Here is an 11,213-nt window from a genome sequence, read left to right on the forward strand (position 1 = left end):
CGGCTACCAGCCGCCTGCGCCAGAGGTCCTCATCTGGCCAACCGAACCGAGCGGATCAGTGCCGTCCGCTCGCCCTGCCATCGTCACGCGACCGACGATGCACTAACTTCGAACATGGGCCACCGAACGGGGGCAGGCCACGGCCCTGCCGTCACTCGCAACTTGCTCATTGATGCCTAACCTATCTTCGCCTTAAACCAATCACGCCTTCCGAGACATGACCGCCCGCGATCCCTGAACACAATCGCGAGCGGTCGGAGTTTCGACCTCAGGCTGGCTGTTCGCCCGTCGAGATCACCGCGATGTCGGACGGTGGGTTGTTGAGTACAGCCTGAGCCCGAGCCAGATCGAGATCGCCCTCCCAGGCCGCGACCACGACGGTCGCGACGCAGTTGCCGATCAGGTTGCCCACGGCGCGCGCCATGCCAATGAACCAATCAACTGACAGCACGAGCACGAGGCCGATGGCCGGGATCGAGGGGACGGCATTCAGCGTCGCCGCAAGGATAACAATCGCCGAACCCGGTACGCCGTGCGCGCCCTTCGAGGTGACGAGCGAGACGCCGAGTACCAGCATCAGATCGCCGAAGGAGAGCGGCGTGCCGGTGGCCTGTGCGATGAATACCACCGCGAGCGTCAGGTAGATCGAGAAGGCGTCGAGGTTGAACGAATAGCCTGTGGGCACGACCAGCCCCACGACTGAGGGCTTCACACCCATGTACTCTAGCTTGCGCATGATCTGAGGAAGGACGGCATCGGACGAGGCCGTTCCGAGCACAATCATGAGTTCCTCACGCAGGTACGCTAGGAACTTGAAGATGTTCACGCCGGCGATCCGTAACACAGAGCCGAGGATGACGATCACGAAGAACGCCACCGCCACGTAGAACAAGCCGACTAGCGAGAGCAGTTGGGTGAGCGAGCCGACACCGTACTTGCCGACTGTGTAGGCCACCGCGCCGAGCACACCGAGCGGAGCGAACCGGACGATCAAGCCCATGGCCTTGAACAGTACGCCCGATACGGCGTCGATCAGATCGGTGACTTTACGGCCCTGCTCGCCGCCGTAGAGGGACAACGCGATGCCGAACAGGATCGCGAAGAAAAGCACCTGGAGCACATCGTTGCGTGCCAGGGCATCGAACGATGTCGTCGGGATGATGTTGAGGATGAAGCTGGAGAAGCCGCCGCCCTGAAGTTTGTGCGCGTTGTCGGCGTATGTGCTGAGCGCCTTGCCGTCGAGGGTGGCGGTGTTGATGTTCATTCCGTGGCCAGGGCCGACGAGGTAGGCGAGCACAACGCCGAGTGCGAGTGCCACCGTTGTCATGACTTCGAAGTAGACAAGCGCCTTGACACCAACGCGCCCAACCTTTTTCAGATCGCCGGTCCCGGCGATGCCGTGAACGACGACGCAGAACACAATCGGCGCAACGATCATCGAGATCAGCTTCAAAAAGCCGTCGCTGAACACCTTCAGGCCAATCGCAAAGTCTGGCGCAGCCATGCCGAGCACGATCCCAAGCACCAGCCCAACGACGACCTGGAAGAACAGAGATTTGTAGAGCGGTTCGCTTGCCTTGTCTGGTGCTGGAAGCGGAACAGAATGAGCCGACATCACGTGATCTCCTCAAGAGTTCGAATTGGGTGATACGCAGCACGCAAGTCGGTGACAGATTTTCTTATTTTACCCCGCCAAACCCGCTCTCATTCTTGTCGCGATGAGAGCTTTAGGGCGTGGCGGAGATTAGTCAGCGGATCATCGTCCTTGGCTCGCGTAAGCCCGGCCTCGACGTTGCCGATGTGAGAAACCATGAGGTCGGCGGCCCGCTTCAGGTCGCCGACGGCCAGCGCATCGGTGATCACCTCGTGCTCGTCGCAAGAGACCGTCGCGTCGTGGTTGGACTGGTAGAGCGCTGAGATCAGGACAGTGCGTGCCGTCAGGTCGCGTAGGATGTCGGCGAGCACGCGGTTGCCAAGGGCCTCGACAAGGCAGACGTGAAAGTCGCCGAGCAAGAAACTGCGTGCCTCCAAGTCGCCGGACGCGATGGCCGCCCGCTCCCGGATGATGTGGGCTCGCAGCTTCCCCACGACCTCCGGCCCAGGGTGCTGGACGGCCATCAGAATGCCCATCTCGATGGCCTGTCGGGCTTGGAACGCCTCTTGGGCTTCCTCGAAGGACGGTTTGATCACGAACCAGCCGCGACGAGGGCTGACCTGGACAATTCCACGTGCTTCAAGCCGGATCAACGCCTCGCGGGCTATCGTCCGAGAGACAGCGAACAGGGTGGCAAGGCTCTGCTCGCCGAGGCGGGTTCCGGCCGTGATGCGGCCTGCGAGGATGGCATCCACGATAATGCGATCAATCGAGTTCAGGGCTTCGGGGACTTGCATGTGCATCAGGCTTCCATACAAGACTGGCTAGCAAACAGCGTACCAGCATCAAGGGATCACGCGGCCTAGCGCAATCAAAGGCGCTCCATCACCCCTAGGGTCTAAAAACAGACCGTTCCCGGCGAGGTGACCGTTCCACAAGTTCCAACACGATGATTCCGCGAATGGATGGTGGGAGGTGAATTTGGTTCGGTAAGGTCAGCTTATGGCCGAGATCACCGCGAGACCTCGACCTTCCATGATCACCAGAGCGCCGCCGGCCGCAGGCGGCTTCGATGACCTCGGACCGAGTGTGAGACTTCGACCTTCCATGATCATCAGGGCGCCCGCGGGTCGGCTGGGCGTGTCGCGGTAGTGAGCCGTGTTCACAAATGCGATCCGATTGGCGGTCAGCCGACGATGCGGCGGGCGAAGACGTCGATCACGAAGGCCACGTAGACAAAGCCTGACCAAGTCGCGACGTAAGTGAAGTCGGAGACCCAGAGCGCGTTCGGGCGTGATGCCTTGAACTGGCGGTTGACCCGGTCGAGCGGGCACACCGCGGCTGGATCGGGGATCGTCGTCCGGACCGTCTTGCCCCGCACGGCGCCCTTCAGTCCCATTGCCCGCATCAGCCGCGCGACGGTGCACCGGGCCACCACGATCCCTTCCCGGCCGAGCTGCCGCCAGAGCTTGCGCACGCCGTAGACGTGGAAGTTCGCCTCGAACACGCGCCGGATCTCGATCATCAGCGCCGCGTCGCTCCTGGCTCTTGCCGGTCGCCTACCGGGATCGGCGCGTCGCGCGGCATGCGCATGGTACGTCGACGGGGCGATCGGCAGGACCCTGCAGATCGGCTCGACCCCGTAGGTGGCGCGATGGTCGTCGATAAAGGCGATCATGTCCGCGACCGGCGGTCGAGCTCCGCCATTGCAAAATACGCCGACGCCTTCCGGAGGATCGCGTTGGCCTGGCGGAGTTCGCGGTTCTCGCGCTCCAGTGCCTTGATCCGCTCGCGTTCGTCCGTGCTCGGGCCGCCCCGTTGTCCCGTGTCCCGCTCGGACTGACGGATCCAGTTCCGGAGCGTCTCGCCCGAACAGCCGATCTTGGCCGCGATCGAGGTGATCGCCGCCCATTGCGAGGCATGCTCGCCTTGGTGGTCCAGCACCATCCGTACCGCGCGGGCACGGACCTCAGGGGAATACCGTGGGGTTCGATTCGTCATCGCTCCATCCTCTCAAGGGTTGGAGCCTCCGGGAAACCCGGTGCAGTTCATAGCGATCACCGGCAGGGCGGGGCTTGGACCCAGAAACCGGGCTGATCAGTCTCGTGGTGCCGGCCTCGGCGATGATCTCGGAAATGCGCATGCCGTGTTTAGGGTCTGACCTCAATCAGCTTGACCGTGGGAACGTCCGCGGTGGGTGGGCAGCAGAAGTCGTCAGGGTGCCGCAGAGCAGACACGGGTCGAGCGGACGTGGGTCGTCACGCCGCTGCCTTTGATCAACGCTCAACGCCCGCTGCATCAGCACGGTATCGACCCATCGACCGTGCTTGAAGCCGACCGCACTCAGGGTGCCGACGTGCGTAAATCCCGTCTTCCGGTGCAGGGCGATCGAGCCGGCGTTCGCGCTGTCCCCAATCACCGCCACCATTTGACACCAAGGGCCAGCCTCGCAGCGGGCAACCAGCACTTGGAGCAAAGCCGTTCCCACCCCGCTCCGATGAGAAGCTTGCGTGACGTAGACCGAGTTCTCGACCGTGTGACGGTAGGCGGGGCGGGGTCGATAGGTGGTGGCGTAGGCGTAGCCGACGACCCCATCACCGTTGCTCGCCACGAGGTAGGGCAGTCCCAAGGTGACGATGGACTCGCGCCGCTTCGTCATTTCTTCGAGGGTAGGCGGCACCTCCTCGAACGTTGCCAGTCCGTGCAGGACATAGGGTGTGTAGATACGAAGAACCTCTGCCACATCGGACGACGATCCGTCGCGCACGGTGATCGAGGCTTGGTCGAGGTTCTGCATGTGCATCACCCGTCAGAGAAACGAGCGTGATCCGAGCGTACGCCCGACACTTTCGTCAAGTCGCGATGCCGACCAGTGGACATCCCAAACATCCGTGAAGGGTGGCGATCAGACCCTGGCCCCTCGCCCTACAGCGGACGTTCCGGCTCCGACCCATTGCGGGAACGGGTGGGCCTACCATGCCATCAGTGGAGTTGCGGTCTGAGCGACATGCGACAAAGCTGTCGCTGATTAACGCATGCAAAGGACTGCGACTCGTGTCCACCGAACCCATTAAGGGACCAGCCTCATACTTCCCGTCCATCGAGAAAAAGTACGGCCGCCCCATCGGCGAATGGCAGCAAATCGTTCGGGATCAGCTGCCGGCAAAGCACATGGACCTAGTGTCGATGTTGAAGGTTCAGCACGGCATGGGTCATGGCCACGCCAACGCGATCGTTGCCTACGTGCTGTCAGTGGGAAAAGCGTAGGTCGCTGAGCTGCCAACGCGGAATGACCGCTTCCCTCACGAACCGGTCAAAGGAGCAGACCCTGACCCGTCACCCTAAAGCGGACGATCCGGCTCCGACCCAAATCAGTCGTTCGGGAGCTTATCGAACAGTGCAGAAATCAGCCGTAGGTCCGTGCTCCATTCCTACGACCTCTGAGTGCCTGTGCACGCCGGTCAAATCGTTCAGGCTTGAGCCAACATCCTTAAAGTAGCCGCTGAGCGCCTCATGCAGGAGGCGTTGGATGCTGAACCGACCTCGACGCGCTTGCCGATCGCGAGAATCGTATACGGCCGAGCCACCGCGATCCGAAGCACTTCCACGTCGAGAAGGACAAAGTCGCGAGCGCGCTGCGTCGGGTGGCCAAAAGAGTTTCTAGTCCGCAACAAGCCGCTGCAGTACATCGATTGTGCTGGATCGTAAGCAGAAAACAAGTTGTTAACCATTGTAAATCAATATGTATTCGTTCAATCTCCATAGGCTGGATCGCGTGCGCGTCTCCCTCAAATCCATTCTCATCGGCTCTATGGCATTGCTCGGCGTTGCCGCGGCGGGTCAGGGCGCAACCAGTGTCTTCAAGCTCAGGGCAATTGAGCGCGACGTGAACGAAGTGACCACGAACTGGCTTCCCTCTGTCAACGTCGTGAACACGATCAGCACGGCAACGCGTGATGTGCGGGTAAAACTGTACCGCTTTGTCGTTGCCTCAGAGACACCGCAGGCTTTGGACAAGAACGAAGCTGGCCTAAGGACCTCCCTAAAAACTCTCGACGGTCTGCGCCGGGCCTATGAACCATTGATCAGCTCCAACGAGGAGAAGGGGATCTACGATACCTTCACGCCCCTCTGGACACGCTACGTTGAGAGTCAGGAGACCGTTATCGGTCTCATGAAGGCAGGTCGGAAGGCTGACGCCTTGGCGCTCACCGTTAGTTCGGAGATGTCCGATTTGAATAACGGTGCTGTGAGTGCCTTGCAGAAGGCCGTCGACCTGAACCGGGATGGAGCCCAGCGCAGCGGCGAATTGAGTATGGCCAGCGCCGCCTCGGCAAAGATCACGGCGTGGATGGCGATGGCGATCTCGTTGACGGCCGCCATTGGCGCAATGCTGTTCAGCCTGTTCGGCGTCGCGCGACCGATCGAGCGCATGACCCATACAATGGCCGAACTGGCCGGAGGTGATACCACCATCGATATCCCCTCTCGGAACCGCCGGGATGAGATCGGCGCGATGGCGTCGGCGGTTCAGGTGTTCAAGGACAACCTGATCCGGACGCGCAAGCTGGAGGCGGACACGGCGGAGGCGCGACTGGCGGCGGAGGCGCAGCGCAAGGCCGGGATGCGCCAGATGGCCGACGACTTCGAAACGGCGGTGGGCGGCATTATCGGCATGGTCTCGTCCTCGGCCACCGAGCTGCAGGCCACCGCCCAGACCCTGACCGCGACGGCGACCGAGACGGCGAGCCAGTCCACTACGGTGGCGGCTGCCGCCGAGGAGGCCGGCACCAACGTTAATACCGTGGCGGCGGCCGCCGAGGAACTCGGCTCGTCAGTGGTCGAGATCGGGCGCCAGGTCGTTGGCTCGGCCGATCTAGCCCACGCTGCGGTGCGCGAGGCCGACCATACGGGTACCCTGGTGCATCAGCTAAGCGCGGCGGTCTCGCGGATCAGCGACGTGGTTGGGCTAATCTCGAACATCGCCGGGCAGACCAACCTGCTGGCGTTGAACGCCACCATCGAGGCGGCGCGCGCGGGCGCTGCCGGCAAGGGCTTCGCCGTGGTGGCGGCGGAGGTGAAGGCGCTGGCTGAGCAGACGGCGCGGGCGACGATCGAGATTTCGGGCCAGATCGCGCAAATCCAGGCTTCGACCGGTCAGGCGGTGACCTCGATTGGGGGGATGACCGGACGGATCCGCGAGATCAGCGACGTAGCGACCTCGATCGCCGCTGCGGTGGAGCAGCAGGGGGCGGCGACGCAGGAGATCGTGCGCAACGTGAGCCAAGCGGCGCTGGGCACGGCGGAGGTGACCAGCAACATTGCGGGCGTGGCGGGCGCAGCCGAGGAGACCGGTGCGGCGGCCGCCCAGGTGCTCGGCGCGGCTTCCGAACTCTCGCGCCAGTCCGAGCACCTCGCCGATGAGGTCGGACGCTTCCTCGACACCGTGCGTGCTGCTTGACCTGAACCTATCGTCGCTCAAGCGCGATTGATCGTTTGAGCGCTTTAACGTCCGCTTCCATTCTATCTGAGAGCGGAAGCGGACCGGCAGAAAGCCACCCGACTCGGTCTTAGAACGGACGGACGGGTTGCGACCCAACATGGTCGTACATGCTGTCGCGAGCGTCGCCCGTAAGCGGACGTTGCCCCAAGGTCGGCTAAACGACGGGAAACCAATCGTTGCAAGCATTGAGCCCGCGCCGGTGCAGAACTTGATTTAGGCAATGGTCCGACATACTAAAAGCGAGTATAATCTGAACGCTAGCTCGATGGCTTAAACAGACCGCTCATGACGGTCCGTCCAAACCATCGATCCCCTGGATAGCCACGGCTTTTTTCCACTGGGGCACGAAAAGCGTCACGAAGAACGTTTGTTTCACAGGAGTACGGGCGCGATTTCGTCGCGCTTGATGCTCGACGCCTTGACGACCGGAGAGCGAAGGACGAGCAGTCTTCTACCATTGGATGCCTCTCTGGGCTCATGGTCGGCCGAGAAGAGGTCGATGACACCGTCTTCACCTATCGAGAGCAAGCGGAGGTCGCCCTCGGCATGGTTGTCGTCGGATCCGACTATGAAGAACCCCCATCCCGCCTCGTGCCGTCCGGCTAAGGCATCGAAGTCGAGGTTCCCGTCACCGAGTACCTTGCCGCGGGCATCCCGGCTGACCCCGGTGTCTTCGTGCAGTAGGTGGTCGGCCGAGGGCGCGAGCTGGTAGACCCGCTCCCGGCCGAGTTCGGGGGCCAGCCGCGTGCACACAAGGGCGTTGTAGAGTTCGTCCCGGGTGGCGGCGATCAGGTGGTCCGGCGGATGGTCGGCCAAGATCTCCTCGGCGTGACGTGACAGAAGCTCGACCTGTAACGTCGGCACCCCGGCTTCCCGTGCCGTTCGCAGGGCGCCAGGATAGGTGTCCACCAGCACGACCGGCACACTCGCTCGATGCAGCGCGATCACGAGATCGCTTGCCCATGGGGAGGCTCCGACGACCGCGAGGCGCTGCGTATCGGCGGCGGTCGAGAGGCCGAACCTGCGCGCGAGCGGTGCCAGTGAGAACCCGTGGGCGAGCACGGTCGAGACGATGACCGCGAACACGGTCGGCTGGATGAGGTCGCCGCCGGCATAGCCGGCCGCGCTCAGCCTCGGACTGGCAAGGCCGGCCACGGCCGCCGCGACGATGCCGCGCGGCCCGATCCAGCCAACGAATAGGCGTTCGCGCCACGAGAGGTCGCTGCGCAGGGTCGCGAGCCAGATCGCCGCCGGGCGCACTACGAACAGGACCGCCGCCGTAAGTCCCAGGATCGGCAGGGTCAGCTTGCCGAGGACGGCGACGTCGAGGTCGGCGGTCAGCACCACGAACAGGCAGGACACCAGAAGGACGACGAGAGCTTCCTTGAAGCGGCGCAGTTCCCCCAGCCCGGGAACGTGCCGGTTGGCAAGCGCGATGCCGAACACGGTTGCGCCGATCAGGCCGGCCTCGTGCATCAGCAGGTTCGGTACGACGTAGGCGACGAGTGCGAGCGCGAGCAGGACCGGCGTCTTCAGCGTCTCCGGGATGAGGTCGCGCCGGAATGCCCAAGCCACGAAGAGCGCCGAACCAACGCCCAGTCCGCTGGCGACGAGCACGCCCTCCGCGAGGTGGAGCGCGAGGGAACCCACCGCTTCCTCCGCCACGTGGTTGGGCACTTCGACGAGGATCTCGATGACGACTGCCGTGAGGATGGCGCCGACCGGATCATTGACGATGGCCTCCCACTTCAGGAACGCGGCCGAGCGGCGCTCCAGGCGGGCATGGCGCAGGAGCGGCAGGATGACGGTCGGTCCGGTGACGACGAGGATGGCCCCGAACACAGAAGCCGGCCCCCACATCATCCCGCCGATCAGGTGGGCGGCGAGCGTGCCAAGAACGAAGTTGATGGGCAGGGCGAAGGCGGTGAGCCGGAGTACGCCCTCGCCGGACGCACGAAGTTCGCGGAAGTCGAGGGCGAGACCGCCTTCGAAGACGACGATGGCCACCGCCAGGCCGATCAGCGGCCGCAGATTCGGACCGAACTCGGCAGACGGGTGCAGCCAGCCGAGCACGGGCCCGACGAGGAACCCGACCCCGAGCAGGAGGACGATGGCCGGGATGCGCAGGCGCGCCGCGAGAACCTGGGCCGCGATGCCGCCGCCCACGATGCACAACACCGCCGTTGCCACGCTAGTTTCCATCAAAGCGCTCCAGGCCGGATCGTCGTAGGCCCGGGAACCGTCCGAAAGCCGTCGGTGGTTCGTCCGCATCACCTCGAAGACGAGGGATAGCATATCCGCATCCGGATAAGGGGGCGGCGAGCACCCAGGGCGACACGGCTTGATAGGTTCAAGCCAGTATCCCCGCCCGAGGCATTGTCACCCACACGGATGCGGCCACTGTTCCTTGTTTATGGGACAACAATTCCCGACCGAGTCCGGAAAATTCAACGTCGCCGAAGTCGGCGGCCGGCGTACTACCGCCCGGCGCCTGTGACGGCGCGGACCGGTGCCCCTGCGAGGTCGACCGTCGAGCCGACGGCGTCCCTGAAACCGCTGCCGACGTTCGAGAGATGCTCGCCGTAGCTCTCACGGGTCTGCGGGTCGACGAGGGCCACGGGTGCCGCCACTGCCAGCGCGGCACCGGTGGCCACCGTGGAGGCGGCACCCGCCGCCGTGCTCACGAGTTTGTCCCCGATCCCGACCTTGCCATCCGAGATTGGTTGGCCATCCGCCAACCGCTTGCCCAGCAGCGCGACGACGTCGCCGGAGGCGAACTTCCCGTGGTTGAGGGCATCGTCCGACTTCACCGAGGACAGGTTGAGCACGCCGATGTTCTCGCGCTCCAGCTCAGACTTGTAGGGCTCGGCGTTCGGGTCGATGGCTCCGAGCCTCACGCTGTCACCCCAGACGAGACGCGAAACGGCGAGCGCTTGGTCGTCGCCCGAGACCATCAGGGTCAGTCGCGGGCGGTCCTTGCCCATGTCGTGGAAGGCGCTCCGGGCGAGGTCCATGTCGACGTCCGGGGCCGCCAGGATGACGTTCCGGATCTTGGGCGCCACGCGTTTGTCCCGGATGGCCATTTGCCGGAGGCTCTCAAGGGTCAGCCAGTTGCCCATGGAGTGGGCGAGGACCGTGACCTCGCCGACGTTCGGGTCCCTGGCGAGGTCGCGCAGCAGCGTCTCCAGGCCGTTGCGAGAGAAGTTGGTGCTTTCCCGGTCGTAGCCGTACGCGAGAACCGAGCCGCGGGACGGCCAGGTGAACAGCACCGGCGCGACCTCGGCACCGGAATCGTGCACGATCTGTGCGAAGCGGAAGACGGCGTCCTCGAACTTGTTGTTGAACCCGTGCACGAACACCAGGACGTGGCGCTTGCCTCGTCCGTGCACCGCCTTGCCGGTCCAGGCCGCGACCTTCGAGCGGTCGACCGGATCGGCGCGCAGTGCGACGAAGTCAGTGGCGGGGTTGCCGGGCAGGCGTTCTGGCCATTGCACGGTGCCGGGCTGGCGGGTGGCATCCGGCGGGATCGACACCGCGAGATCGGTGTAGGTCACGGCCTCGCCGCGCTCGCCGGAGAACAGCACCCCACGGTCGGTCGCGGACTTGCGGGTCGTGGCGACCAGCATCTCGACGCGGGACGTGCCGGCGACCGGTGCCGCTTCGGCGATGGGCAGCAGCACGCCGGTCGGGCGTCCGCCGCAGGCCCCGAGGCTTACAAGGACGGCGGCTACCAGCGTGGCGGCCAGTGCCCGCTCGGCACATGCAAACCGTGGAAACACCCGCACCCCCGAACCATGGCCGGGACGGGTGACCGGGTCACGCTCCGTCGAGGCCGGGAAGTCCTAGCGGATGATTGCGGCGGGGTGCGGACGGCAAGCCCGAAGATAGGCTCCTGGACCATCGGACAACCGTGCCGGCCGGCAGAGCTCAGTTACCGAAGGGAGAGGCGACGACAACGCGAACCTTCTTGGTCGACTGGCCTGCCCCCTGAAAAGTGGTCCTCCCTGAGGTATGGCTTTGAGCCATGTGGAGGATGTTGTCATGGGACGGAAGAAGCATACGGCTGAAGAGATTGTTGCCAAGCTGCGTCAGGTTGATGTCTTGGTCTCGCAGGGC

At 64.0% G+C, this 11,213-nt stretch carries 8 protein-coding genes, 1 pseudogene and 1 other annotated feature; of the genes and pseudogenes, 2 read left to right on the forward strand and 7 right to left on the reverse strand.

Annotated features, from left to right (window positions below):
* Nucleotides 1-268 precede the first annotated feature (268 nt).
* From MKK49_RS00005 to MKK49_RS00020, 4 genes and pseudogenes are all read right to left on the reverse strand, one after another.
* Entirely contained in the window at nt 269-1,615 is a 1,347-nt protein-coding gene (locus tag MKK49_RS00005) for a dicarboxylate/amino acid:cation symporter (RefSeq protein WP_244025954.1), read from the reverse strand.
* Between the two features lie 89 nt (nt 1,616-1,704).
* The gene (locus MKK49_RS00010; RefSeq protein ID WP_244025955.1) at nt 1,705-2,397 is read right to left on the reverse strand and encodes a GntR family transcriptional regulator; all 693 of its coding nucleotides are present in this window, start codon (nt 2,395-2,397) and stop codon (nt 1,705-1,707) included.
* Between the two features lie 386 nt (nt 2,398-2,783).
* Nucleotides 2,784-3,595 (reverse strand): annotated as a pseudogene (locus MKK49_RS00015) (IS3 family transposase); the annotation flags it as partial.
* Nucleotides 3,198-3,314: a sequence feature (AL1L pseudoknot), on the reverse strand. Its footprint overlaps the pseudogene before it by 117 nt.
* A gap of 166 nt (nt 3,596-3,761) precedes the next feature.
* Nucleotides 3,762-4,391 (reverse strand): GNAT family N-acetyltransferase, encoded by a 630-nt coding sequence (locus MKK49_RS00020; protein ID WP_244025956.1) that lies wholly within the window; start codon nt 4,389-4,391, stop codon nt 3,762-3,764.
* A gap of 257 nt (nt 4,392-4,648) precedes the next feature.
* Between MKK49_RS00020 and MKK49_RS00025 the strand changes: the two genes are divergently transcribed.
* Nucleotides 4,649-4,861: a DUF4287 domain-containing protein gene (locus MKK49_RS00025; RefSeq protein WP_244025957.1), complete on the forward strand. Its 213-nt coding sequence runs from the start codon at nt 4,649-4,651 to the stop codon at nt 4,859-4,861.
* Between the two features lie 508 nt (nt 4,862-5,369).
* On the forward strand, nt 5,370-7,055 hold the full coding sequence (locus MKK49_RS00030; protein WP_244025958.1) for a methyl-accepting chemotaxis protein: 1,686 nt from the start codon (nt 5,370-5,372) through the stop codon (nt 7,053-7,055).
* Between the two features lie 414 nt (nt 7,056-7,469).
* Here the strand turns inward: MKK49_RS00030 and MKK49_RS00035 are convergent, their stop codons facing one another.
* From MKK49_RS00035 to MKK49_RS00045, 3 genes are all read right to left on the reverse strand, one after another.
* Nucleotides 7,470-9,392 (reverse strand): cation:proton antiporter, encoded by a 1,923-nt coding sequence (locus MKK49_RS00035; RefSeq protein ID WP_244025959.1) that lies wholly within the window; start codon nt 9,390-9,392, stop codon nt 7,470-7,472.
* A 182-nt stretch (nt 9,393-9,574) separates the two neighbouring features.
* Nucleotides 9,575-10,777, reverse strand: a complete 1,203-nt coding sequence (locus tag MKK49_RS00040) for an alpha/beta hydrolase (RefSeq protein ID WP_244025960.1) — start codon at nt 10,775-10,777, stop codon at nt 9,575-9,577.
* 247 nt (nt 10,778-11,024) lie between these two features.
* Nucleotides 11,025-11,213: hypothetical protein (locus tag MKK49_RS00045; RefSeq protein WP_244025961.1), on the reverse strand; the 189-nt coding region annotated here is incomplete at its 5' end.

It is taken from the genome of Methylobacterium sp. J-090, from assembly GCF_022829345.1.
Lineage (GTDB): Bacteria > Pseudomonadota > Alphaproteobacteria > Rhizobiales > Beijerinckiaceae > Methylobacterium.

Excerpts from the sequence above, each read along its gene's own strand:
- MKK49_RS00005 (WP_244025954.1), bottom strand. The coding sequence starts at position 1,615 with ATGTCGGCTCATTCTGTTCCGCTTCCAGCACCAGACAAGGCAAGCGAA.
- MKK49_RS00035 (WP_244025959.1), bottom strand. The coding sequence starts at position 9,392 with ATGCTATCCCTCGTCTTCGAGGTGATGCGGACGAACCACCGACGGCTT.
- MKK49_RS00020 (WP_244025956.1), bottom strand. The coding sequence starts at position 4,391 with ATGCAGAACCTCGACCAAGCCTCGATCACCGTGCGCGACGGATCGTCG.
- MKK49_RS00010 (WP_244025955.1), bottom strand. The coding sequence starts at position 2,397 with ATGCACATGCAAGTCCCCGAAGCCCTGAACTCGATTGATCGCATTATC.